Origin of the sequence: Amycolatopsis marina, assembly GCF_900111885.1 — a bacterium.
GTDB lineage: Bacteria > Actinomycetota > Actinomycetes > Mycobacteriales > Pseudonocardiaceae > Amycolatopsis > Amycolatopsis marina.
Map to the genome: position 1 here is coordinate 744918 of NZ_FOKG01000001.1, position 24971 is coordinate 769888.

At 67.9% G+C, this 24971-nt stretch carries 20 protein-coding genes and 1 pseudogene; 13 read left to right on the forward strand and 8 right to left on the reverse strand.

Features of this window, described 5'->3' with window-relative positions:
• Positions 1–136 precede the first annotated feature (136 nt).
• The 5 genes from BM199_RS03715 to BM199_RS03735 all read left to right on the forward strand — a co-directional run bounded on the left by BM199_RS03715 (position 137) and on the right by BM199_RS03735 (position 9261).
• A complete protein-coding gene (locus tag BM199_RS03715; RefSeq protein WP_177242448.1) occupies positions 137–1840 on the forward strand; it encodes a sugar ABC transporter substrate-binding protein in 1704 nt (567 codons plus the stop codon).
• A 98-nt stretch (positions 1841–1938) separates the two neighbouring features.
• Entirely contained in the window at positions 1939–3435 is a 1497-nt protein-coding gene (locus BM199_RS03720; RefSeq protein ID WP_091669259.1) for a cytochrome ubiquinol oxidase subunit I, read from the forward strand.
• Positions 3436–3647: 212 nt separating this feature from the next.
• Positions 3648–4658 (forward strand): cytochrome d ubiquinol oxidase subunit II, encoded by a 1011-nt coding sequence (cydB, locus tag BM199_RS03725; RefSeq protein WP_091669262.1) that lies wholly within the window; start codon positions 3648–3650, stop codon positions 4656–4658.
• The gene (gene cydD, locus BM199_RS03730; RefSeq protein WP_091669265.1) at positions 4655–8017 is read left to right on the forward strand and encodes a thiol reductant ABC exporter subunit CydD; all 3363 of its coding nucleotides are present in this window, start codon (positions 4655–4657) and stop codon (positions 8015–8017) included. The genes cydB and cydD overlap by 4 nt, the downstream gene beginning before the upstream one ends.
• Before the next feature lie 59 nt (positions 8018–8076).
• A complete protein-coding gene (locus BM199_RS03735; RefSeq protein ID WP_091669268.1) occupies positions 8077–9261 on the forward strand; it encodes a GAF domain-containing sensor histidine kinase in 1185 nt (394 codons plus the stop codon).
• Positions 9262–9293: 32 nt separating this feature from the next.
• Here BM199_RS03735 and BM199_RS03740 read toward each other — a convergent pair whose 3' ends face one another.
• Both BM199_RS03740 and BM199_RS03745 read right to left on the reverse strand, forming a co-directional pair.
• Entirely contained in the window at positions 9294–9935 is a 642-nt protein-coding gene (locus tag BM199_RS03740) for a hypothetical protein (protein ID WP_091669270.1), read from the reverse strand.
• A gap of 63 nt (positions 9936–9998) precedes the next feature.
• A complete protein-coding gene (locus BM199_RS03745) occupies positions 9999–10640 on the reverse strand; it encodes a response regulator (RefSeq protein ID WP_091669273.1) in 642 nt (213 codons plus the stop codon).
• A 135-nt stretch (positions 10641–10775) separates the two neighbouring features.
• Between BM199_RS03745 and BM199_RS34410 the strand changes: the two are divergent.
• The 3 genes and pseudogenes from BM199_RS34410 to BM199_RS03755 all read left to right on the forward strand — a co-directional run.
• Positions 10776–11000 (forward strand): annotated as a pseudogene (locus BM199_RS34410) (hypothetical protein); the annotation flags it as partial.
• 108 nt (positions 11001–11108) lie between these two features.
• Positions 11109–11339: an excalibur calcium-binding domain-containing protein gene (locus BM199_RS34415; RefSeq protein WP_245788147.1), complete on the forward strand. Its 231-nt coding sequence runs from the start codon at positions 11109–11111 to the stop codon at positions 11337–11339.
• Between the two features lie 3 nt (positions 11340–11342).
• Positions 11343–12014, forward strand: coding sequence for a class F sortase (locus BM199_RS03755; protein WP_245788113.1), 672 nt, complete (start codon positions 11343–11345; stop codon positions 12012–12014).
• Positions 12015–12068: 54 nt separating this feature from the next.
• Here BM199_RS03755 and BM199_RS03760 read toward each other — a convergent pair whose 3' ends face one another.
• Positions 12069–12950 (reverse strand): SGNH/GDSL hydrolase family protein, encoded by an 882-nt coding sequence (locus BM199_RS03760; protein WP_245788114.1) that lies wholly within the window; start codon positions 12948–12950, stop codon positions 12069–12071.
• A gap of 223 nt (positions 12951–13173) precedes the next feature.
• Here BM199_RS03760 and BM199_RS03765 point away from each other — a divergent pair, with 223 nt between their 5' ends.
• A complete protein-coding gene (locus BM199_RS03765) occupies positions 13174–14424 on the forward strand; it encodes a PucR family transcriptional regulator (RefSeq protein WP_177242449.1) in 1251 nt (416 codons plus the stop codon).
• Positions 14425–14428: 4 nt separating this feature from the next.
• Here BM199_RS03765 and BM199_RS03770 read toward each other — a convergent pair whose 3' ends face one another.
• Genes BM199_RS03770 through BM199_RS03780 form a run of 3 tightly spaced genes read right to left on the reverse strand, consistent with a single transcriptional unit; the run spans position 14429 to position 18335 of the window.
• The gene (locus BM199_RS03770) at positions 14429–15007 is read right to left on the reverse strand and encodes a GTP-binding protein (protein WP_091669281.1); all 579 of its coding nucleotides are present in this window, start codon (positions 15005–15007) and stop codon (positions 14429–14431) included.
• Positions 15004–15459 carry a roadblock/LC7 domain-containing protein gene (locus BM199_RS03775; RefSeq protein ID WP_091669283.1) on the reverse strand — a complete coding sequence of 152 codons (456 nt, stop codon included), beginning with the start codon at positions 15457–15459 and terminating at the stop codon, positions 15004–15006. Before BM199_RS03775 ends, BM199_RS03770 begins: the two co-directional genes overlap by 4 nt.
• Positions 15456–18335, reverse strand: a complete 2880-nt coding sequence (locus BM199_RS03780; protein ID WP_245788115.1) for a sensor histidine kinase — start codon at positions 18333–18335, stop codon at positions 15456–15458. The genes BM199_RS03775 and BM199_RS03780 overlap by 4 nt, the downstream gene beginning before the upstream one ends.
• A gap of 386 nt (positions 18336–18721) precedes the next feature.
• Here BM199_RS03780 and BM199_RS03785 point away from each other — a divergent pair, with 386 nt between their 5' ends.
• The 4 genes from BM199_RS03785 to BM199_RS03800 are packed head-to-tail and all read left to right on the forward strand — an operon-like array spanning position 18722 to position 22126.
• Positions 18722–19732 (forward strand): ABC transporter substrate-binding protein, encoded by a 1011-nt coding sequence (locus BM199_RS03785; RefSeq protein WP_091669288.1) that lies wholly within the window; start codon positions 18722–18724, stop codon positions 19730–19732.
• A 3-nt stretch (positions 19733–19735) separates the two neighbouring features.
• Positions 19736–20503 carry an ABC transporter permease gene (locus tag BM199_RS03790; RefSeq protein WP_091669291.1) on the forward strand — a complete coding sequence of 256 codons (768 nt, stop codon included), beginning with the start codon at positions 19736–19738 and terminating at the stop codon, positions 20501–20503.
• Positions 20500–21336 (forward strand): ABC transporter permease, encoded by an 837-nt coding sequence (locus BM199_RS03795; protein ID WP_091669294.1) that lies wholly within the window; start codon positions 20500–20502, stop codon positions 21334–21336. Before BM199_RS03790 ends, BM199_RS03795 begins: the two co-directional genes overlap by 4 nt.
• 1 nt (position 21337) lies before the next feature.
• Positions 21338–22126 (forward strand): ABC transporter ATP-binding protein, encoded by a 789-nt coding sequence (locus tag BM199_RS03800; RefSeq protein WP_091669297.1) that lies wholly within the window; start codon positions 21338–21340, stop codon positions 22124–22126.
• Positions 22127–22134: 8 nt separating this feature from the next.
• Here the strand turns inward: BM199_RS03800 and BM199_RS03805 are convergent, their stop codons facing one another.
• Complete coding sequence (locus tag BM199_RS03805) at positions 22135–23355, reverse strand: acyl-CoA dehydrogenase family protein (protein ID WP_091669299.1); 1221 nt, start codon at positions 23353–23355, stop codon at positions 22135–22137.
• A gap of 21 nt (positions 23356–23376) precedes the next feature.
• Positions 23377–24957, reverse strand: coding sequence for a benzoylformate decarboxylase (gene mdlC, locus BM199_RS03810; protein WP_091669302.1), 1581 nt, complete (start codon positions 24955–24957; stop codon positions 23377–23379).
• Positions 24958–24971 lie beyond the last annotated feature (14 nt).

Sequence of the window (24971 nt, forward strand, 5' to 3'; positions counted from 1 at the left end):
GTCGAATCCGGCCTGGTGGCAGCGTCGGTAGCGCGAAGAGAGCGCCACTCGGCCAAATGGTCTAATGATTCGCTGATGAATTGGCTTCTGCGCGAATTGGACGATGGAAGTCTTGTGCAGTCGGTATGTTCTGCTGGTGCGTTCACTCGACTTTGCTGCCGGGTTGCCCTTCTTCAGTGACGTGAGCCTTGCCGCGTCGACAATCGTCGCCATCTGCGCCGCAATCACCGCTGTCACGGCGCTGATCGGCGCTGTCCGGTCGAACCGGCGGAAGGACCGCGCCCGGCGACTCAAGATCGGCTGGCAGGTCGGGTCGGAAGCAGAGCGCACGGGCGCCCTGATGTTCAACGAGTCAAAACTGGCCTTCGAAGAGGTCGTGCTGACCGTCACCTGCGGCCTGCACGGACGGGAAGCCCGGCAGGATGTCGGCGTTCTGCCGAGCGGGCAGGATTACCTGTGGGCGAGCGGATCGGTGCACGAGTCGATAAGCTCGCGGCCGGTAGGACGTCCGGTCGAACAAGCCGCTGGGACGTCACACGACAGCCGACCGCACGGTGTGCAGGTCACCTTCCGCAACGGCAGGGGTTTTTGGTTCCGCGATGAGGCGCAGGTGAAACGCGTGCGGTCCTTGGTGATCTGGGCGGAGAAGACCAGGGCGGTCACCCTCTCCCAGTACTTCGGTCGCCGCAGCTACTTCCGGCGGGCCTATCCGGTCTCCGTCAACGTACAGCCGTTCGAGCGAACCGAGGACTTGGAAGCCGCGTTCACGAAGCTGGCCGCGACCGGTGACGCGCCGCGCGGTCACGACATTCCGGACGTGGTGGTCGGGCCGCACGACTGGATCGGCCGCGTCGCGCTCGAGGAGTCGGTCGTCGAACCGCCGATCAGCGCCCAACGGCTGCGACAGATCTCGCCGGTGGCCCTGGATGCCCTGAGCAGGGACGGCAGGCTGTACGGGATTCCGTACGTGTTCGACACGGTGGCGATGATCAGGAACAACGCGCTGACCGGTCCGGGCCCGATGCCGGCAACCTTCGCCGGCGCTGTCGCGGCGGGACGTGACGCGCTCAGATCCAACGGAATCGAGGACGGCGTTGCGCTCGCACTCCAAGTGGGTGCACCCGACGCGAACGGGAACGCCGGTGACCCTTATCACCTGTGGCCGTTGTTCTCGAGTTTGGGCGGGTCGTTCTTCGGTTACCGGGAACCTGGCCACTACGGGGAGGACAAGTTCGACGACATCTCCTTGTGGCGGCCGAGTTTTGTGGACGCCTTCGTCCGGCTCGCCGAACTCGGCCGGGACGGCACGTTAAGTCCCAAGCTCGGCCGAGCCGAAGCGGTCAGTCTGTTCCTGGAGGGACGGGCGCCGTTCTTCGTCTGCTCGTCCAGGGCGCTCTCCGCGATCCGTGCCCGGAACCTGGACGTCACGGTCGGCCCGGTCCCCGCGGCGGGCGAGCTGCCAGCCCGTCCGCTGGTGTCGACCTACGGCTTTTTCATCTATCAGGGTGCGCAGAGCCTGCCTGCGGCGCGCGATCTCGTCAGCAGTTACCTGTCCCAGCCGCGCGCCGGTCTGGATCTGAACCGGATCCAGCCACTCGTGCCCGTGCAGGAAGAGGCCATGTCCACCATTGCCGAGCGGGACGCGGTCCTCAGTCCGTATGTGGACCAGTGCCGTGACGGCCTGATCATGCCGTCACGTCCGGAGATGCGCGAGGCATGGCAGCTTCTAGGGCGCACCGAGTACCAGGTGCTGGCGGGAGATGGTGATCCGCGTGCGCTGGCAGAGGCGGCCGCCACCGCCGGGTGGGAGCTGCTCGGCACCACACGCGGCGTCGGCTAGCTGTTGTGCCGGACACAGCCGTTTCGGGACCTTCGTCCCGGCAAGGTCAGGACCACGGGACCTGACCCTGTGACTCACCGCGGAGGATTGTTCGTGGTGTGGAGGTCCTCGAGTTAGCGCGCTGGCAGTTCGGCATCACGACCGTCTACCACTTCCTGATGGTGCCGCTGACCATTGGTCTTTCGATCCTGGTCGCGGGCATGCAGACGGCGTGGGTGCGCACCGGCAACGAGCGCTACCTCAAGATGACCAAGTTCTGGGGCAAGCTGCTGCTGGTCAACTTCGCGATGGGCGTGGTCACCGGGATCGTGCAGGAGTTCCAGTTCGGCATGAACTGGAGCGCCTACTCCCGGTTCGTCGGTGACGTGTTCGGGGCGCCACTGGCGATGGAGGGCCTGGTCGCGTTCTTCGTCGAGTCCACCTTCCTCGGATTGTGGATCTTCGGCTGGGACCGGTTGCCCAAGCGGGTCCACCTGGCCTGCGCCTGGGCGTTCTCGCTGGCCACGGTGGCCTCGGCGTACTTCATCCTGGCGGCCAACTCGTGGATGCAGCACCCCGTCGGCGTGGAGTTCGTCGACGGGCGGCCGACGATGAACTCCATCTGGGCCGTGCTGACGAACAACACCGCACTCGCTGCCATCCCCCACACGATCGCGGGCACGTTCTCGGTCGCGGCCGCCTTCCTCGTCGGCATCGCCGGTTGGCGACTGGCCCGTCGACGCGGCGAGGACGAGCACCGCGAGGTGTGGCGCTCCTCGCTGCGTCTCGGCGCCTGGGTCGGGGTCGTGGCGTTCGCCGGCCTGGTGATCAGTGGTGACGCGCAGGGCAAGCTGATGTTCGAGCAGCAACCGATGAAGATGGCCGCCGCTGAGGCGCTCTGTCACACCGAACAGCCCGCCAGCTTCTCGGTCCTCGCCGTCGGGGACGTCGCCGACGCCCAGTGCGAGGACGTCAAGACGTTCACCGTGCCCGCGCTGCTGTCCTTCCTCGCGCACAACGACTTCACCACTGAGGTGAAGGGGATCGAGGACCTGGTCGGCGAGTACCAGGCGGCGTACGGCACGAACTACCCCGACGACCCGGCGCTCGGTGAACTCGCCGGTCAGCCCATCGACTACGTGCCGAACCTGCCGGTGACCTACTGGGGATTCCGGATCATGATCGGCTTCGGCGCGCTGTCGGCGGGCATCGGTGTGCTGGCGCTGTGGCTGACCCGGCGCGGTCGCATCCCGGGGTCGAAGTGGTTCCCGCGCATGGTGCTGGGCGGAATCGCCACACCGTTCATCGCGAACAGCGCGGGCTGGATCTTCACCGAGATGGGCAGGCAGCCGTTCGTGGTGGTGCCCAACCCGACCGGTGTGGACGGGGTGTGGATGTTCACCGCACAGGCCGTGTCGAGGGTGTCGGCGGGTGAGGTGTGGACCTCGCTCATCGCGCTCACCACGATCTACGCCGCACTCGGCGTGGTGGAGGTGTTCCTGCTGCGCAAGTACGTCCGCGGCGGAATCGAGGGCGTGATGCCGCCGAAGAAACCCCAGGGGGATGACGATGCCGATCAGGGCTCGGGCGACGACGCGCTCGCGTTCGCGTACTAGAAGGGGCTGCGCGCGATGCTGACGAAACTCACGACAGCCACCTCAGCCCCCACCCTCTCCGGGGGGCGACCCCAGGTCCAGCCTATCCGGGTGTGGGTTATGCACCACCCCCTACCAGCGAGTTGTGGACAACTCGAGTGGTTGTGCACAGTCTGGGGACAACATTCTCGCCCCACTCGCAGTGGTGCTTTCACGCTTGAGGGGAGGGCGTGATGGACCTCCCCACCATCTGGTTCTGCGTCATCGCGGCGTTCTGGCTCGGCTACCTCTTCCTCGAAGGATTCGACTTCGGCGTCGGGATGCTGATGCCCGTGCTCGGCAGGGACAACACCGAGCGCAGGGTCATGATCAACACGATCGGGCCGGTCTGGGACGGCAACGAGGTCTGGCTGATCGTGGCCGCCGGTGCGACGTTCGCGGCGTTCCCCGCCTGGTACGCGTCCCTGTTCTCGGCCGCTTACCTGCCGTTGCTGCTCGTGCTGCTCGCCCTCATCGGCCGCGGGGTCGCGTTCGAGTACCGCGGCAAGGTCGACACGGACCACTGGCGCCGCACCTGGGACGTGGTGATCGTGCTCGGGTCCTGGATCCCGCCGCTCGGCGTCGGACTCCTGCTCGCCACCACCGTCCTCGGTCTGCCGCTCGACGTGGACGGCAACCGGGTCGGCTCCGCGTTCGAGGCCTTCCGCTGGGACACCCTGCTCGGCGCGGCCGCCGTGGTCGGGTTCTCCCTCGTGCACGGCGCGACGTTCCTCGCGCTGAAGACCTCGGGCGATCTGCGTGCGCGGGCGCGAACCCTCGCACTGCGACTGCTGCCGTTCGCGTTGCTGCCGCTGTTCGCCTTCGTGGCGCTGGTGCAGTGGCGGCACGGTTCGCTCTGGACGGCCGGGCTGGTGGCGGTGGCAATGTTGGCAGGTCCCGTGGCCTGGCTCCGGCTGCGGGCCGACCGGGACGGGCAGGCGTTCGCCGCGCTCGGTGTCGTGATCGCCGCCGCTGCCGTCGTGCTGTTCGGCGCGCTCTACCCGAACGTGCTGCCGTCCACCCTGGACGCGGCCAACTCACTGACCGTCGCCAACGCGTCTTCCAGCCCCTACACGCTCACCGTGATGACCTGGGTCGCCGCGTTCGGAGCACCGGCCGTGCTCATCTACCAGGGCTGGACCTACTGGGTGTTCCGCAAGCGCATCAGCACCCAGCACATTCCGAAGGTGCACGTGCCCCGATGAGACTTCCCGCCCGCGCGCCCCTTTCCGCCAGCGTGCCCAAATCGGGTGCGGTGTCCAAACTGGACACGGCGCGGAGCGGGAAGGGTCCGCTCGGCGCGCTGCCCGCCCTCTCGGCGGCGGCGCGCCGGGCGTTGGCCCTCGCTGCCGGACTGTCGCTACTCAACGCCGCCGCGCTGGTCGCGCAGGCGTTCCTGCTGGCCGCCGTACTCGCCGCGATCGTCGACGGCAGCGCCGGAACTGGTGACGAACTCCGCGGCAGGCTCGCCGCGCTGCTCGCGGTGGTCGTGGTCAGGTCACTGGTCAGCTGGGCGCTGCGGGTCGTGTCCGCCAGGGCGGCGGCGAGCGCCAAGGAAGAACTGCGGGCGCGCGCCGTCGACCAGGCGTTGCGCCTCGGACCGGAGTGGATCGCGTCGCGCGGTCCCGGTCAGCTCGCCACCCTCACCACCCGTGGGCTCGACGCGCTCGATGCCTACTTCACCGAATATCTGCCCGCGCTGGTCACCGCCGCCGTCGTCCCACTGGGTGCGGGCGCCGCGATCCTGCTCGCCGACTGGCCGTCCGCGGTCATCATCGCCGCCACTGTTCCGCTGCTGCCGATGTTCGCGATTCTCGTCGGCTCCTACACCGCCGACCGCGTGTCCGGGTCGACCGACGCCCTGCACCGGTTGTCCGGACATCTCCTCGAACTGATCCGCGCGCTGCCGGTGCTCACCGCCTTCCGCCGTGCGGAGGCGCAGGCGGAGGCCGTCCGCAGGGTGTCAGACCGGCATCGGGTGGCGACGGTGTCCAGCCTGCGTATCGCCTTCTCCTCGGCATTCGTGCTGGAACTGGCAGCCACCCTGTCGGTGGCGCTGGTGGCCGTGGTGATCGGGGTTCGGCTGGTCTCGGGCGATCTCAGCCTGGCCATCGGCCTCGGGGTGCTGATCCTCGCGCCCGAGTGCTACCAGCCGCTGCGCTCTGTGGGCACGGCATTCCACGCCGGCCAGGACGGGGCCGAAGCCGTGCGCAGGGTCGCCGACATCCTCGACGAACCGATGCCCAACGCCGGCACCAACACCCCGCGGCGCGGCGAGGTCCGGGTCGAAGGGTTGAGCGTGCGCCGTCGGGACCGGGTCGCACCCGACGGTGAATCCTTCGTGGCCGAACCCGGCCACACGGTGTGGTTGCGCTCGCGCAGCGGTGCGGGCAAGTCCACGACGTTCGCGGTGCTGCTCGGATTCGTCCGGCCCGACAGCGGCACGATCACGATCGGTGGTGTTCCGCTGAGCGAGGTCGACCTGACCGCCTGGCGCGAGATGGTCGCCTGGGTACCACAGTCGCCTGCGTTCGCGGGCGGAACCGTGCGGGCGGAACTGGAACTGGCCGTCACCGGAACCCTGCCCGCCGGCGCTGTCGAAACAGAACTGACCCGGCTCGGCATCGGCGGCTTGGTGGATGAGCCGGTCGACCACTTGTCCACCGGGCAACGCCAGCGGGTGGCCGTGGCCCGTGCTCTGTTGCGATTCCGCCACGGTGGCGCATGGCTGCTGTTGCTCGACGAGCCGGTCGCACATCTGGACACGGCGAGCGCGGACCTCGTCATGTCCGCGGTGCGCGCGGCCGAACACGATGGTGCCGCCGTCGTCATCGCCGCCCACGAACGCCCCACCGCCGACCTTGCCCTCACCCCCGACCGGAATTTGCCGACGAGTTCCCGCAGCTCTCCCGACGACGGGAACTCGTTGACGAATTCCCGCCCGGTGCCACTGCGAAAGCTGCTCGATCGGCGGTTGCTGGCCGGGGCCGTGCTGGGGGCCGCGGCACTGATCGCCGGTGTCGCGTTGACCGCCACCTCCGGCTGGCTGATCGCCAGGGCCTCCCAGCAGCCACCGATCCTCACACTGACGGTCGCCGTCGTCGGGGTCCGCACCTTCGGCCTTGCCCGCGCGGGCCTGCGATACGTCGAACGGATCATCACCCACGACGCCGCGTTCCGGGTGGCCGGCAGGCTTCGGGTGCGGCTTTGGCGGTCGCTGGTCCGGCTCGGACCCGCGCACACGACCGCACTACGGGCAGGCGAGGGACAGCGCACCCTCGTCGACGACGTCGACACGGTCCGGGACCTGCTCCCGAGGGCCGTGACCCCACCGCTGGTCGCGGCGGTCGTGCTGACCGCCGCGATCGGCGTGCAGACCGCGGTACTTCCCGAGGCCGGTCTTGCGCTCGCGGCGGCGGTGCTGCTGGGCGCCTTCCTCGGCCCGACACTCGCGTTGTGGGTCGAGCGGCGGGCCACGTCCGCGCTCGCCGGGGGCCGGCGGAGCGTCGCGGCCAGAGTCCTCGTCCTGTTCGACAGCGCCGCCGAGCTGATCGCGTTCGGCGCCGACCGCAGCCGCAGGGCAGGACTTGCGGCCGACGACTCCCGGCTCGCGGCGGTGGCCCGCAGGCAGGCACTCGGATCGGGCATCGCCGACGCGGTCATTGTCCTGGTGGCGGGTGCCGCGACGCTCGCGAGCACCGCGCTCGCCGCCTCCGCCGTCGCGGCAGGGCGACTCGATCCCGTACTCGCGCCGCTGCTCGCGCTGGTCCCGCTGGCGCTCGCCGAGGTACTGGCTCTCCTGCCGCCCGCCGCTCAGCACTGGAACACCCTGCGCACGGCCCGCACCCGTCTCGGCGCGGTCTCGGAAGTTCCCCAATGTGGCATTGGGGAACTTCAACGATCCCAGATGCCACGCAGCCACATTCGGGAACTTCCCGTCGCGCTCCGCGGCGTCGATCTCCGATGGCCGGGGGCGACCGAGCCGGTGTTGCGGGACGTCGATCTGGAGGTGCCTGCCGGCTCACATGTGGCGGTGGTGGGGCCATCGGGAGCGGGCAAGTCCACGCTGCTCGCGGCCCTGCTCGGGTTCCTCGACCCGGAACGCGGTGAGATCCGCAGGCCCCGCCGCGTCGCCTGGGCGCCGCAGGAACCCCAGCTCGTCTCCACCACGGTCGCCGAGAACCTCCGCCTCGCCGCACCCGAGGCCACCGACCAGGACCTCGCCGAGGCGCTGCGGACCGCCGTCGTCGCTGACCTCGATCCGGCCACCGTCCTGCACAGCGCCGGTGCGGGCCTCTCCGGCGGCCAGGCCCAGCGCGTCGCGCTCGCCAGGGCGCTGCTCGCCGCGCCCGAAGCCGACCTGGTGGTGCTCGACGAGCCAACCGCGCACCTGGACGAGCCAACCGCACGGCTGTTGCGGGCGAACCTGCGCGCCGCGCTGGCCGGCACGACCGTGGTTCAGGTGACACATCGGCCCGAGGAGGCCGACGACGCGGACATCGTCATCGAGGTGTCCGGCGGCAGGGTCCGCCAACTCACCGGGCACACCGCGAGCGCACGGTGACGGCATACGCGGTGGCCACCGCGCGCCGCCTGGGGCGCGGCCTAAACTGGACGGTGCCGATGGAACCGACCCTTGCCGCGCGGGCACTGTCCGCCGCCACCGACATCACCACAGCGGCGCTGTCCGGCGACGACCCCGGCGCGGTGCTGGGATCCGTCGTGCGCAGGGCCGCCGAACTCGCCGATGCCGACCTCGGGCTGGTGATGGTCCGCACCGACGACGGTCGAGTCGCGGTCGAGGCGGCACACCCGGACGTCGAAGGCCTGCTCGGGCTGGAACTTCCGGCGGACTCGGTGGCGGCCGAAGTCGCCCGGGGTGGCGAGCCGGTCGTCAGCGAGGACTTCACCACCGACCCGCGCACCGCCCCGTTCGTGCCCGCCGAGCTGCGGAGGTACGGGCCGTTCGCCGCCGCCCCCTTCGGCACCGGCGGCCGGGTTCTCGGTGCGCTCACCGTCTACCGGCCCCGCGGTGCGGCTCCCTTCGCGGAGGCCACGGTAGATCTGCTGGCGGCGTTCGCCGCGCAGGCCGGGGTGGTGCTCGCGCTCGCCGAGGGAGCCAACGCCCGGCAACGCGTGTCGCTGTACGAGGAGCGCGAACGCATCGCCCGCGAGTTGCACGACGTCATCGTGCAGCGGCTCTACGCGGCGGGAATGCAGCTGGACCGGGTACGCCGCAGGATGCGCAAACGGTTCGCCACGGCCGACGAAGCCCGGCTCGGCGAGGCCATCGATCAGCTCGACGAGACCATCGAGGAGATTCGCGGCACCGTGCGGGCACTACGTTCGCCGGAACCCGAGCAACAGCCACAGCCCGCCGCCGCGACCGACCTGGCCGAGTCCGCCCGAGGGGAGGTCCGCATCGCCGGTGAGTTGCTCGGCTTCCCGCCGACGCTGGAACTGTCCGGTGAACTCGCCGACATTCCCGCCGAACGAGCGGACCACATCAGGGCGGCGCTGCGCGAAGCACTGTCCAATGTGGTCAGACACTCCGGGGCGAGCGAGACACGCGTGACACTGCACCGTGACGCTCAAGAAGTCCGGTTGCGGGTACGGGACAACGGCTGCGGTGTGCCCCAGGACGTCGCCAAGCGCGGGTTGCAGCACCTCGCAGAGCGCGCGACGGGCGCAGGCGGAAAGTTCTTCGTCAACTCCTCACCTAGCCTCGGCACGCTGGTCGCGTTCGACGTCCCACTGGCCAAGCCGCGGCCTGCCGCCGCGGCAGGTTCCGGCTCGCCAGGGCAATAACGGGCGGCCTCGAGTTCGGGGAGGGTGACGGCTTAGGTTTCCGGCGGTGGCGTTGCCGCGGGCGCGGGGGACTGGGTGGTTCGGGAACGGAGCCAAAGCCGGTACCCGGTGAACAGCACCAGGCCCAGGTTCGCTGCCGCCGCTGTCCAACCGGGCATGCTTGCGGGCAGTGTGAGGGCGAACGGCTCGTTCGCGGCGATCGCGGTGACAGGTACACACAGGCCGACCAGGTAGCCGAAGATGAGAAAGGTCAGTCCCAGGAGTGGCTGCTTGCCCCGGTCCTCGACGCGGAACTGGGTGATCGACGCGACGATCACCGCGACCCACGCCAGGACTTGCCCGGCTACCAGCGATCCCATGGCGTAGGCGATCAGCCCGGCCGCGAACACCGCGAATGTGGCGAGCGAAACCGGGTCGGTGAAGGCAGCGCGGGCGAACCGAGTCGTCGCGGGCAGCAGGGCCAACGTGATGAGCAGCAGGCCGCTGAAAGTTGCCGGGTAGATCACGGTCGCGGCGACCAGCGTGGGCAGAAAGTCCTCGACGGGGCCGCTTGCCGCGAAACCGTACGCCTCCCACCAGTCCGTGGCCACGAAGAGGGCCTGCATCAGCAGGTTTGTGATAAACAGAATCAGGCCGATGGCGATCGAACCGAGGAACCGGCGCAGCGTAGACACAGTCGTCCGCCTTCCTTGTCACGATGCTGTTCCCTGCATCGCTGCTGCGCGGACGACAGTTACTTAACGGGACCCGCCGCCCCGGCGCGCCACCCAGGCGGCCGCCTGGGTACGGCGCTGCATGCCCAGTTTCGCGAGCACCGACGTCACGTGGTTCTTCACCGTCTTCTCGGCAAGAAACAGCCGTTCGGCGATCTCCCGGTTGGACAGCCCGTCCCCGATGAGCGCCAGCACCTCGCGTTCGCGATCGGTGAGCGCGGCGAGCTCGTCGGTGGGCGGGTGCCGGAAGGACTCCAGCACCCGTGCGGTGGTGACCGGGTCGAGCAGGGAGTGACCCGCCGCCACCTCGCGTACGGCGTTGACCACGTCCTGCCCCCGGACCTGCTTGAGCAGGTAGCCGGACGCGCCCGCCATGATCGCACCGACGACGGCCTCCTCGTCGTCGAACGCGGTCAGGACGAGGCACTGTGGAGCGTTGGGCCGCGACCGGAGTTCCCGGCACAGTTCGATGCCGTCCTGTTCGCCCTCACCGAGTCGTACGTCCACCACCGCGACGTCGGGTTCGACATGCAGAGCCACCGCGAGGGCCTCGTCCACACTGCCCGCCTCGGCGACGACCTCGATGTCGGGCTCGTCGCCGAGCAGATCTCGCAGCCCACGGCGAACGACCTCATGGTCGTCGACCAGCAGCACTTGAATCGCCATATGTCCAGGATACGGCGTTGCGGCCGAGGTGTGGGAACAGGACAACCATCACCCATCGCATGTCGTCGACAATTATCATCGCAGTTTCCACCATTTGCGAGTAACGGCAGCGGATGCGCGCCGATAAGAGCGAATATGCCGACGCGGAAATCGCGTCCGGCGCCCACTCTCCTGTCCTGCGAAGGGTTTCTCGTGTCTGTACTGCGTCGTACGCTCGTGACCGCATCCGCCATCATCATCGCTGGAATTACCTGCACGACAACGGGATATGCCGAAGGAGAGGTCCGCGCGGAAGCCGGGTTCAATTGCTCGGACTTCGCTACACAGGAGGAAGCGCAGGCAGTACTCGACGGCGACAGGTCTGATCCCCACGGCCTGGACCGGGATAAGGACGGAATCGCGTGCGAGTCGCTTCCGAGTGGCCCCAAGGACACCGTTCCCACAAAGACGGCCCCTCCCGCACCGCCCGTGACCAGTGACGCCCCGCCTGCCGAGCCTGTCTTCACCGACAAGAACTGTGCCGACTTCGCCACGAAGGAGGAAGCGCAGGCAGTGCTGGACGCCGACCGTTCCGACCCGCACCGCCTGGACGGCGACAGTGACGGACTGGCATGTGAGACCCGGTTCGGCGGCGGGCAGGCCGGTCAGCAGGTCCGAGTGCACCCGGTCGGCGGAGTGGCCACCGGCGGCGGGCTCTGACCGGTGACTGCTACATCTGTGCGGCGCCGGTGGCAGGCAGGCACTGCTACCGGCGCCGCCCTGGTGGTTCTCGTCGCGGTTCTGCTGATGGGGTTCCTCACCGGCTGTTCCGGCCCGGCCGCCGCGCCTGCGCCGACTTCGACCGCGCTCACCGATGCTTCGGTAGCCGCAGACGAAGGGACCGCAGAGACCACGACCGAAAGCGGTACGGAGGCACTACCGCGAGCTCGCCCGGCGACCATGGAGATTCCGGCCATCGGTGTGAGCACGGGAGAGATCATCGATCTCGGCCTGGAACCGGACGGTGCGCTGGAGGTTCCCGCGGACGCCGTGACCGCGGGTTGGTTCAGCAAAAGTCCGACGCCCGGCGAACTGGGTCCATCGGTGATCGCGGGTCACGTCGACTACCGGAAGGTGCCGGGCGTGTTTTTCCGGCTGCACGAACTGCCCGTCGGGGAGCAGGTCACGGTGCACAGGGAGGACGGGACCAGCGTGGAGTTCACTGTGGACCGGGTCGAGCGCTACCCGAAGGCGGAGTTCCCCACCGACGAGGTCTACGGCAACACCGAGGTGCCCGAGCTACGGCTGATCACCTGCGGCGGGGCGTTCGACTCCTCGTCAGGTGAATACGTCGACAACGTCGTCGCCTACGCCACGATGACGAGCGTGGCGTAGGCGCTAGGTGCGTCTGCAAGTACCACCAAGCAAGATCAAGACCGCCTCCAACCGCTACCAAGCGGTGGCGGGTTGGTGGTGGTTAGAGGTCGAGATGATCTTGCTTGGGCGTACTTGCAGACGCACCAACAGACGACGGGAGGGCGGGTCAGGGCCGGGCGCTCGCTGAGTCGACGGCGGCTGCACCTCCGCGCCGTACGCGGCCAACCCTTTGGCGTTGGGGTGCAGTGGCGCCGCCGGGGCTACGGGTACCAGGCCTTCCAGGTACCGATCCCGCGGAGCCGCGCAGACATCGTGGCCGACGGTGACCGGCGCCAGATCGACAAAGGTCGCTCCGTGGGCCACCGTCTGCTCGCGCATCGCCGAGCTGAGTTCGTCGATCTTGGCCTGCAGGTAGTTCGCGTCGCGGGCCCAGATCGGTTGCACGGGATGACAGCCGTCTTCGCGCAGGTAGGTGCCGTAGCCCGCCACCACGATCTCCGCGCCGGGCGACCTGCGGCGAACCTCCTCGACGGCGGCGCCGAGTTGGGGAGCCCACTGCGCAATGGCGTCCGAGATCGTGTCGACCGCGCCGGCGGTGTACCGCTCCTTGCACGAGAACCCGGCTGGCTCGGGCAACAGATTCAGGCAGCTCAACGCGGTCTGGACTAGCCCGATGTCGTTGCCGCCGATGGTGAGCGTGACCAGGTCGGTGTCCGGGGTGAGCGCGTCGTACTGCGGTGGAACAACGCCCCATTGCCGGGACGAGAAGTCCTTGACCTGTGCGCTGCCGCAACTGACGTCGGTCAGCTCCGCGCCGAGTTCCGCCGCGACGACCTTCGGCCAGGCCTTGGTCGACCGGGTACACAGCAGACTCTCCTGGATCGGCACCCCTGTGCCGGAGACCGACGAGTCCCCGAGCGCGACGTAGTCGAGAGGCTCCGCGGCCGCGGCCACCGGCCCAACCGGCCCGATTCCGATCAGGACGGCCGACAGAAAAGTGCGCCGCCGAGCACGCGGCCGCGGGATGTCCGCACCATGGATGAACTCCTCGCCTGAGTTGGTGTTCGCGCCGGATGTGCCGAGAAGTCCAAGTCTCGGGTTTGTGGAGCTGGATTTCACCTGGGAGTTCGGTCAGTATGTGATTCCTCAGTTTGTGACCTGTCACAGCAGCATGGCCGTGGAAACGAGGTACCCGATGGCCGCGGGACAGGAGTTGCGGATCAACGGCGCGCTGGTACATCGGCGCCTGCTGTCCCGGCTGCCCGAACTCACGTCGTCGGTGCTCGACTCGAGCCTGCGCGATGTGCCGTTCTACCGCGAACTGCCCGATGAGGAGGTCGCGGGCGACATCGCCAGAGTGGTCGAGGACAACCTCAGGCTGGTGGCCACACTCGTCCGCGACCGCCGGGTACCCGACGAAGCGGAACTGGCCGTCTTCGCCGAATCCGCGGCGCGCAGGGCCGAGGAGGGCGTCCCGCTCGAGATGGTGCTGCACGCCTACCACGTCGGCGCACACGAGGCGTGGCGAGTAATCACCCAGGACGCGCCTCCTGCCGACGTCGCGGACATGCGGGCCACGACCGACCTCGTGCTGTCGTACCTCCGCGCCGCGGTCGCGGCGGTGTCCGGGGCGTACACCGCCGAGTTGCGGGCGATGTACAGCCAACAACAGAGCGTCCGGCACACGTTGCTCTCCGCCCTGCTCGCGGGAGAACGCGCCGACGAGGCTGCCGAGCGGGCCGGAGTGCGGCTCCCGGCCTCGTACCTCGTTCTTGTGCTGCGGTTCGGCAAACACAAGGACGAGCAGGAGGACGGCGTCGGTGCCACCATCGCGGCCCGCCGCAAGTTACGTCGTGCGCAGGTCGAACTCGACCGGTTCACCGACGATTCGGTGTTGTCCCTGCTCGACCCGGAGTCGGGGACCGTGTTGCTTCCCGGAACGCGCGGGCTCGACGCGGCGTGGGATGACCTCGACCTGTTGGTGGAGCGAATGACCGAAGCGGCAGCCGTCGAGGTAACCGCGGCTGCGGCCCACGCCGCTCCCGACGACGTCGCCGCGGCCGTCATCCAGGGACGCGAAATACTCGACATCGTCCGGCATTCGCGCCGCCCCGCAGGGCTGTACCAGCTCGCCGACGTTCTGCTCGAATACCAGCTCAGCCGTCCCACACCGGCACGTCACGCACTTGGCGCGCTACTGGAGCCACTGGCCTGCAACGACGATCTGCTGACCACGCTCCGGGTGCATCTGACGAACGAACTGAATCGCAGGCGCACCGCACGCATGCTGCACATCCATCCGAACACTGTGGACTACCGGTTGCGCAGAATCGCCACACTGACGGGCTTGGACCCGGCACTTCCCTCGCACCTGCCGGTGCTGGTCGCCGCACTCGCGGCGCGGCGCTCCGCGGAAAGTCCCGCGTAGTGCCTCAGCTCGCCTGGGCGGACTGCTGGGCAATCGAGTGCTGCACCACCGAGATCAGGATGTCCTTGACCGAGTCACGGTCCCTGGCGTCACAGACCTTGATCGGCACGGAGGGGGAGATCGTCAGGGCGTGCCGGACGTCCTCGACCTGGTGGTGCAATGTCTGATCGAAACAATTGATGGCCACGACGTAGGGCAGCTTACGGTTCTCGAAGAAGTCGATCGACGCGAACGAATCGCCGAGCCTGCGCGTGTCCACCAGGATCACCGCTCCGATCGCACCGAGCGTGAGGTCGTCCCACATGAACCAGAAGCGGTGTTGTCCCGGGGTGCCGAAGACGTAGAGGATGAGGTCGGAGTCCAGGGTGATTCGCCCGAAGTCCATGGCCACCGTGGTGGTGATCTTGTTCGGCGTGGCAGTGGTGTCGTCCACGGACAGGCTGGCCGCGGTCATCGCCGCCTCGGTGGTCAGCGGTTCGATCTCGGAGACGGCGCCGACCATTGTGGTCTTACCGACGCCAAATCCGCCCGCGACCACGATCTTGGCCGACGACGTCGGCCCTCTCGGTACGGGGTGGTTCATCGCGCGGCGCCCGCCAACCGGTTACGCAGTTCCGGAGTCATCTGCCTGCTGAACTGGTCCACCAGCAGGGTCATCTCGTACACCACCAGTCCGATGTCGCTGTTCGGCGATCCGAGTACGGCAAGGCAGGAGCCGTCCGACACCGCCATGAGGAAGAGGAAGCCGTTGGCCATCTCCACGACGGTCTGTGCGACCTGACCGCCCTCGAACACCTGCGCCGCACCACGCGCGAGACTGGTGAGACCGGAGGCAACGGCTGCCAACTGGTCGGCACGGTCCGGCGGAAGGGCCTGCGACGCAGCGAGCACCAGGCCGTCGGCGGAGACCACGACGGCGTGTGCCGCCCCTGGCACCCGCGTCGTGAAGTCCGTGACAAGCCAGGCGAAATCGTTCTGCTGACCGGTTTGCTGTACCGGCTTTCCTTGTGGTTGCACTGAATTCGCCCCCGTCACTCGTGTTCCTTCGACCCGTTCTCGGTGGTTCGCCCGTTCGTGCCCGGCCCGGCGACGGCGTCGGACACCCTGGGCTTGCTCGGGTCCTCCTTCAACGCGTGCCTGCCGTTCTGGTATCCGCGCTGGAAGCTGACCATCCGGCGGCGGGCCGCGGCGGCGGAGGTCGCCGGGTCTCCTGCGTTCCCCGTTGTGGTGTCGGCAAACGCATTTATCTCGCTCGCGCCGACCGAACCAGGCACGAGATTCGCGTTCGGCACCCGCTTCGGCAGGCCAGCTGGGGTGGTCTCCGCGACTTTGGACTCCAGCAGTGCCTGTGCGGCCTGCCATCCGTTGTCGGCCCTGCTGGTCCAGCCTTCCTCCGATGTCGCGGGTCCCGGTTCGCGTGGTGCTTCCTCGCGCTTGTCGGGTTCGGCAACCGGTTCCTGCGGAGCAGCCGCTGCGGTCTCGGGTCCGTCGGGTTGCCCGTCCTCGTCGGTGAACCAACGGGACATCACCGACTGGTAGATCGGCAGCCGTTTCGTGGGCTGGTCCTCGTCGGTTGCCTCCGCCTGCTGTGTTCGTGGCGCGGTGGGCACGTGGCGCGGCATCGTCTGTGGCACCGAGAGCGGAGGCGCGGTATCGGTGGGCGAATCCGGACTGACGAACGGGCCTGCGGCGCGAGTGGTTCCGCCCACCATGTCGTCCAGTCGCATCGGTTTGCGCGGCGGTGGCAACGTTCCTGCCCCTGTGGCGCCGAGCAGGTGCTCGTCGGACGGCCACTCGACTGCCTCGGCACCGCTCGGCGCGCCGACGGGTGCGGGTGAATGCGCGCCCGCGTGGGCCATCGCGCCAACGGGTTGCCGCATGGGCTCCGTCAGCGGGAATCCGCCGAGCAACTCGGTCGGCACGACGATCCGGGCGATGACCCCGCCCTGCAGGTCGTCCTCGTTCTCCCGCAGCCGGACCTCGATGCCATGCCGCCGGGCAAGCCGTGCGACTACGTAGAGGCCCATCTGCCTGGTGACCGAGACATCGAGGTCGGGTGGATCAGCCAGCCGCTCGTTGGTCTCGGCGATCTGCTCCTCGCTCATCCCGACACCCCGGTCGGTGATCTGGATGGCCAGCGTGCGCCTCCTGGTGATGGCTGCGCGAAGGTCCACAGTGGTGTCCGGTGCGGAGAAGAAGGTCGCGTTGTCGAGAAGTTCGGCAAGCACGTGCACCAGGTCGCGCACCGCGAGACCCTGCACGGCGATGTCGGGAAGCGAACCGATCTCGACGCGGGCGTACTGCTCGATCTCCGACACCGCGGCGCCGATGACGTCGGCGGCGGGCACGGGTTTGAGCACCGACTTGCCGAGGCCCGCACCGGAGAGCACGAGCAGGCTTTCACCGTTGCGCCGTAGCCGGGTTGCCAAGTGGTCCAGTTCGAACAGGCTGGCCAACTGGTCCGGATCCTGTTCCTCGGCCTCCATCTGGTCGATCACGCCGAGTTGCCGTTCGACCAGTCGCTGGCTGCGCCGGGACAGGTTGACCAGGATGTTGTTGACGTTCTCCCGCAACAATGCCTGCTCGGCGGCCATTCTGAGGGCGCGCTCGTGCACCACGTCGAAGGAGCGAGCGACCTCACCGATCTCCTCGCGGGTGAGTACCGGCACGGGGGCGACGGCGTTCTTGGAAGCCTCCATCGGGTTCGGGTCCGCGAGAATCCGTCGCACGGTCTCCGGCAGCCGCACGTACGCCACCTCGAGGGCGTTGCTGCGCAGAATCCGCAGCGGGCGTAGCAGCGAGCGGGCGATCACCAGCATCAGTGCGAGCGCGGCGACGAGCGCCACCGCCACCATGATGCCGAACTGCCAAGCCGCCGAGATGGCCTCCTGGGTCAGCTGACTGGCTTGCGAGCGGAGGTCGGCGAGGAGGGTGGCCTCCACCTGTCGCTGTTTGTCGACGGTCGCGAGGCCGTTGGCGGTGAGGCCTGGGATTGGAATGTCGAGCGGCTGGCCCTCGTCGGCACGAGCGAAGGCGACGGTGCCGACCCGCTCAAGGTTGTCCACCTCGGGGCCGCTGACGGTGTCGGAGTACAGCCGCTGCTGCTCAGGGGTGGCACTGGCGGTGAAGCTGTTGATCGCCCCGCTCGACCCCGCTTCCGCCGCCCGCGCCTGGTACAGCAGGTCGGCGGGAAAGCCGTTTCGCCACGCCGCGATCTGCAATGCGGCGTTCTCGCGGGCGAGCAACTCCTTGCCTTCACTCAGCGACTGCGTGGTCGAGCCAAGTCGCAGCAGGCCGCGATCGGCGATGCCGGTGTTCACCTCGCGCCCGAGCTGAACGAGTGAGTCCAAAATGGACGTATAGCTGCCCAGGGTGGACAGGTCGGAAAAATTGGTCGAACTGGCGGCATTGCGCAGCGGTTCGAGGGCATCGAGGCGTTGCAAGCCGTTGAAATAGCGTTGCCGGAACGCCTGGTCACCCTCGGATAGGTGGTCGACGGCGACGCTGAGATCGGCCACGGCTCCGTCGACCTTGGCGATCTGCTCATCCAGGTCAGAAGAGTCCCTTCGGCCACCGCTCGCTATGGACGCGACCATTAGCGTGCGCTCGCCCTGTAGTTCGTGCACAGCGGTGGTCAGGCTGGCTACCAGATCAATTCGATCGACCGTCTGGTGTAATTCGTTAGCCCGATTGGTCTCGTCCAGTGCGCGCAGGCCGCCAAGAGCGAGCGCGGTCAGAGTCGGGATGATCAGTACTGCCGCGAGTTTCGAGCGGAGGCGCCAGTTGCGCAATCGCCAGCGCGAAGAATCGGCTGTTCCCGGAGCCTGTTCGGCGCTCTCGTTGTCCGCGACATGATCGGCGTCTTCCTGCGGCTCGTTCTCCTTGGTCCTGCCCCCCAGGTTCCCGGGCACTACCAGCACTCTCCCCGGCGTCCGGCCTGCGCTCTGCGTGCAGCCATCAGGCTCTTCTCCTCGCTTGGACACTCGTTAGCTCACGGCGGACGAAGGTAGCGAAGAACCGGGGTGGATGTAACCCTTCTAGAGAACGGTTCTGGGGGAGATGGCGTAGATGTATTAGCAATATGAGCTACAGCATCGGTAATTTTACCGACGCTGGCCGGGCTTGCTGAACTTTCAGCTACCTGTGGCGTTCCGGATTTCAGAAGATTGTTATCCCCGCCCGTTGTTACCGGGGGACGAGTGTCGTTACTGTGGCGCTCCGTTGCCTGGGGTGGCACTGCGACGCCGTACTCGGCCAGGTTCGAAACTTTCGCGAGGAGAAGGCTTTGTTGCGAGATATGATCAGTACTGTTCGAAACCCTCGACGGCGCGTCAGGGCGGGAGTCCTGGTCGCCGCACTCGGCCTGCTGGCCTCGACGAGCGGATGCGGGCTGCTCGGTTCCTCGGACGAGGCCGACGGGGGCGACGGCGAGCTGGAGAAGTCCACCATCACGGTCTCGATCATGCCGACGACAGACCTCGCGCCGTTCCACCTGGCGATGAAGAACGGGTACTTCACCGACGAAGGCCTCAACGTGGAGACGGTCAACGCGCCGAGCGGGCAGGCTTCGCTGTCCAAGTTGATCGGTGGGGAGGTGGACATCGCCTACAGCAGTTACACACCGTTCTTCGTGGCGCACGGCCAGAAGGCGGCTGACATCAAGTTCGTCGCCGATGCGTCCTCCGCCGGCCCGAGGACGGTCATGGTGGTCGCGATGCCGGACTCCAAGGTGAAGGGGGTGAAGGATCTCGCGGGTAAGAAGATCGCCGTCACCGCGACGAACACGATTTCGGATGTGCTCGTCAAGTCGACTATGCGGGCCAACGGCGTCGATTTCGCTGACGTCGACTGGGTCAGTGTCCCGTTCCCGGAGACGGCCGCCGCCCTGGAGCGGGGCGATGCCGACGCCGCGTTCCTGACCGAGCCGTTCATCACCCTGGCCGCCAAGAGCGTCGGTGCGGTCCCCGTGGTGGACACCGCGACCGGTCCGACCGAGGACCTGCCCACCGCGGGATACGGCTCGTTGGCGAAATTCGCCGATGGCAACCCGAAGACGGTGGCCGCGTTCCAGCGCGCGATGCAGAAGGCCACCGATGAGGCTGCGGCGGATCGAAGCAAGGTTGAGCCGTTACTCGTCGAGCACGGCAAGATCGACGAGGACACCGCTGCGCTGACGTCGCTGCTGACCTTTCAGTCGGCCCTGCATGCGCAGCGCCTGCAGCGGGTCCCGGACCTGCTGCTGGAGTTCGGTGTGATCGAAGAGCCGATGGACGCGGCGGCGATGATCGCGGATCCGTCCGCCGCCTGACGAGTGACGCGCATATTCAGGAACCTGACCGGCCTGGCGGCTTTCCTCGCCCTGTGGGAAGGAGCTGTCAGGTCGGGTCTCGTTCAGGAACGGTTTCTGCCACCGCCGAGTGTCGTGCTCGGTCAGGTCGTGGGCCTGCTCGGGGACGAGTCGTTCCTGCGTGATGTGGTCGCTTCGATACTCGCGTGGGCCATCGCGCTCGGTATCGCGGTCGCGATCGCCGTGCCGGTCGGGCTGGTTCTCGGCAGCGTCCCGCTGGTTCGGGTCGCGACGCGGGCGATCGTCGAATTTCTGCGCCCGATCCCGTCGGTTGCCTTGATTCCGCTGGTGATCCTGTTGGTGGGCGGCGGACCGGAGGCCAAGATCACGCTGGCGGTGTACGCCGCTGTCTGGCCCATTCTGTACAACACCATCTACGCACTGGACGAGATCGACCCGCTGCTGCTGGAAACCGCGCGCTCCTGCGGTACCAGCAGGGTGCGCACCCTGACCGATGTCGCACTACCCCACGCAGCCCCCTTCATCTTCACCGGGATCCGGCTTTCTGGTGCCATCGCGTTGATTCTGGTGGTCAGCACCGAGTTCCTGGCGGGTGCGAGCCGGGGGATCGGCAACTTCATTCTGGAGGCGAGCAGTGGTGCAGGCCGGATGGATCTCGTGCTGGCCGCGACGCTGATAGCCGGCCTGGTCGGGTTCCTGATCAACGACGGACTCGAACGGCTCGGTAAAAGGTTGTTCGGCTGGAGCACGATCACGGCGGATGCGACATGAGTGTGCGATCCCGAACGGTGCATCGCACCCTGCGACACCTGCTCCGTAACTGGGCGCTGTTCGTTGCGCTCGTGGTGCTGTGGGAACTCGTCACCCGAATCGCGGAGGACACGTTCTTCCCGCCGCCCACCGTCATACTCGGAACCGGGGCCAGGCTCTGGCTGAGCGGGCCCGCGGGGCAGTTGTTCCTGACCGACACGGTGTTCGAGGACATCGTGCCGAGCCTTGCACGGGTCCTAGGTGGTTGGCTGATCGCGGCGGTGATCGGGATTGGCGTAGGTGTCGCGCTCGGTCGCTCGCGTACCGGTATGGACTACGTGGGGCCGTTGTTCGCCTTCGCGAGGGCGATCCCACCGCCAACGCTGATCCCGGTGTTCTTGGTGCTGTTCGGGATCGGGACGAGCATGCAGCTGGCGACGATCGTGTTCGCGGCGGTGTGGCCGATCTTGCTCAACACGGTGGACGGCGTTCGCTCGATCGACCGGCTCCAGCACGAGACCGCGCGTTCGCTTCGGACGCCGCGGCACTACTGGATCGGGATGGTCGTGCTGCCTGCGGCGCTGCCGAAGATCTTTGCCGGACTGCGGCTGAGTTTGTCCATCGCGGTGATTCTGATGGTGGTGTCCGAACTCGTCGGTGCGGTGAACGGAATCGGCTACGAGTTGTTGTTCGCGCAGCGCCAGTTCGACTTCCCGGTGATGTGGGCGTGGATCGTGCTACTCGGCGCGCTCGGCTACGGACTCAACTCACTGCTGCTTGCGGTCGAGCGTCGCGCGTTGCGCTGGCAGCCGGCGCGTAACACCCAGCAGGCCCAACAATTGGAAGGCGCATGACATGCCGGCCATGCTTGAAGTGAACGGTCTCCACCACGTCTTCTCCACAGCGGACGCTGCGGGCATCGCGGTGCGCGACCTGTCGTTCACGGTGGAAACCGGGCAGCTTGCCTGCATCGTCGGTCCTTCGGGTTGCGGGAAGTCGACTCTACTGCGCTGTATCGCGGGCTTGATCGAGCCAAGCGGTGGCGAAGTACGCCTGCACGGTGATCCGGTTTCCGGAGTGCCCGACGATCTCGCGGTGGTCTTCCAGGACTACAGCCGATCGTTGTTCCCGTGGTTGTCGGTGCGGCAGAACGTCGAGTTCCCGTTGCGGTGGCGGGAGTTGAACCGCGCCGAGCGCAGGGAGCGCGCGCTGGAGGCGCTGGGCTGGGTAGGGCTGCCGGACGCGGGCACGAGGTATCCCTGGCAGCTCTCCGGAGGTATGCAGCAGCGGGTGTCGATCGCCAGGGCGTTGGCGAGCAGGCCTGCCCTGCTGCTGATGGACGAGCCGTTCGCGTCGGTGGACGCGCAGACCAGGTTCGAACTCGAGGACCTGTTGCGGCGGGTGCAACGGGAGCTGGGTAGCACTGTTTTGCTGGTCACCCACGACATCGACGAAAGCGTCTATCTCGGTGATCGGGTGTTGGTGCTGTCGCCCTCGCCGGCGTCCATTGTGGCCGACCTCCCGGTCGACCTGCCCGCGGAGCGGGATCAGATCGACACGCGGGAGTCGGCTGACTTCGTGGCGTTGCGGGGCGAGGTGGCCCGCCTGCTCCGGGGTGGTCCGCAGGCGGCCAAGGCGCACTGAGGCGCGAGTCAGAGCTCCTTCGGTCTGCTGTCGGGGCCGGTCTCGTCGTAACCGACAACGGGTGCGACCTGGAAGTCGAGGGCGCTGGCACCGATCAGCCTGCGGGCCGCGAGGTTGCCCATGGGCATGAAAGTACCGGCCTGCGCGTCTCGCCACATGCGCTCGAACGGCAGGGCCTTGCTGTAGGAGGCGCCGCCGACGACGTCGACCAGCCGTTGCAGTACGCGTACGGCGTTGTTGCTCGCCACGTACTTGACCAGCGCGCAGCGGGAGATGCCTTCCTGGACGCCGAGTTCGAACAGCCTGCGGCTGCTGACCTCGTCCGCGTGCCGGTAGATCAGCGCGCGCGAACTCTCGACGAGGATCTCGCATTCGCCGATGGCGTCCTGCAGAACAGGGTCACCGGTGCGGCCGCGGGCGGTGAGCTGACGGCAGGCCCAGTCCAGCGCCCCGGCCGCGATTCCGGTGTAGACGGCGGCGAAGGCGGGCATCGCCCACGCCCACACCGTTTCCAGCACCCTGGCGTCCAGATGTTTGACGGGCAGCGAGTGCACCACCGCGGAGTCGTCGACGAGTACGTCGGAGAGTTCGAGGTCGTTGCTCTGGGTGCCGCGCATGCCCATGGTGTTCCAGGTCTGGTGGATGCGGACGCCGGGCTGATCTAAAGCGATCTGACACAGCAACAGGCGGGGCCCGCCTTCGGCGTCCTCGTAGCGCGCGGTGGTGGAGCAGTGGGTCGCGACGGAGGTGTTGGTCGCGAAGCTTTTCCTGCCGGTTAGCCGAAAACCCTCCGGTACGCGAACCGCCTTGGTCCGAGCATCGGTCATGTCGTTGCTCAGGCCCATCTCGCTGGTGACCGAGGCCCAGACCAGGGTTCCTTCGGCAGCCTGGCGAAGCAGGCCTGCGAGGCGAGGGCTTCCGGTGCGACGCCAGACGCCTGCCCACTGACCGAGCGGGGAGATGTGCATGGTGACAGCGAGCGCGGTGGCGCCGTCGCCCATGGCGAGGCGTTCCAGCACAGGAAGGATCTCGGGCAGGCCGGCGCCGAGTCCACCGAGTTCGGTGGGAACGGTCAGCCGGAGGAAACCGGCGTCGCGCAGATCGTCGTAGTTCTGGAAGGGAAAGGTGTTCTTCTCATCGAACTCGGCCGCCCGCTCGGCGAAGGTGTCCGCGAGTGCGGCGGCCTTGTCGACAAGGTGACGTTGGTCGGTGGTGAGGCATGATTGCATGAAAATCCCCAGAGGTTCTCGTCAGTACAGGGTCTGTGGGTCGGGTTCGATGCGAACGTGGATGAGGTTGGGCCGGTCGTCGGCCAGCGCGGTGATCAGCGCGGTGGACAGTTCGCCGGGCTCGGTGACCTGATGGGTGCGGCAGCCGAGCCCGCCGGCGATGGCGACGAAGTCGATGCCGTGCAGGTCGACGCCGGGGAGCTCCTCGCCGCCGACCGCCTCGCCGAGGATGCGAACGGCGGCGTACTGCGAGTTGTCCATGATCACGAACGTGACCGGCGCGTGCTCGTGGGCGGCGGTCCAGAGTGCCTGGACGCTGTACATGGCTGAGCCGTCGCCGATGATCGCGACGACGCGTCGCTCGGGACGGGCGATCGCTGCGCCGACCGCAGCGGGTAATCCGTAGCCGAGGGTCCCGCTGGCGACGGTGAGAAAACCGGTGTCGCGCACGGTTATCGGCAGGTGCTCGTGCAGTGCGGTCCGGTGACTCGGCGTCTCCTCGACGACGATAGCGTTGTCGGGCAGTACCCGCGCCAGCACGGAGTACACAAAGGACGGTGATAAGGGTACGGCCGCCTCGGGTTGCGCGGGCCTGGCCATCGGGGCTGGTGGTGTGCGTCGACTCGGCGGGAGGCGGTCGCGGAGCTGACGGATGGCGAGCCGGGGCGTCGAGCGGATACCGACGCCCTCCGGAGCGCGCGCGAGTACCTGCTCGTCGTCGCTGATCAGGAACAGTGGTGGTAGCGGGAGATCCGGTTCGCCGCGGTACACGTGGTAGGTGAAGGCGGGCGCGCCGAGGACGACGACAAGGTCGTGGTCGGCGAGGGTGTGGGTCAGCGCGCGCCGGTCGGGGTGGAGGAACCCGAGGAACAGGGGATGGTCCTCGGGAAACGAGCAGCGCGAGGACATCGGGCTGGCCCAGACCCCGGCGTCGAGTTGCTCGGCAAGCCGGACCAGGTCGTCCACCGCAGCGTCGGCGTCGACGGCGGGCCCCGCGACGATGCCAGGCCGACGGCTGCTGTCGAGCGCGGTGGCGAGTTCCTGGATGGCGGCGGGGTCCGGACCGAATCCGGGAATCCGCGGCCGAGTGCTCACGGGCGTCGTTTCCGCGTCCCAGTCGTCGGCGGGCACGGAGACGAACGTCGGCCCCTGCGGATGCTGGGTGGATACGTGAAAAGCGTGCGCGATCGCGGCGGGCACATCCTGGGCGCGGGCGGGCTCGGAGGACCATTTGACGTAGGGCCGGGGAAATGTGGTCGCGTCGGTCGCGCCGAGAAACGGTTCGCCGGGCAGGAGTGAGCGCACCTGCTGACCGGCGAGCACGATCATCGGCGTGTGATTGCGGTACGCGGTGAAAACGTGCCCGAGCCCGTGTCCGACCCCGCCTGCGGAGTGCAGGTTGACCAGCACCGGCCGCCTGCCCGCCTGCGCGTACCCGTCCGCCATCGCCACGACCACGGACTCCTGCAACCCGAGCACATAACGGAAATCCCCTGGCCAGCCGGTCAGGAACGGAATCTCGGTGGTCCCGGGATTCCCGAACACGGTCGTCAGCCCCAGTTCGCGCAGCAGATCACGGGTGACGTCCCGTACCGTGCCCATGCCCGATCAGCCCC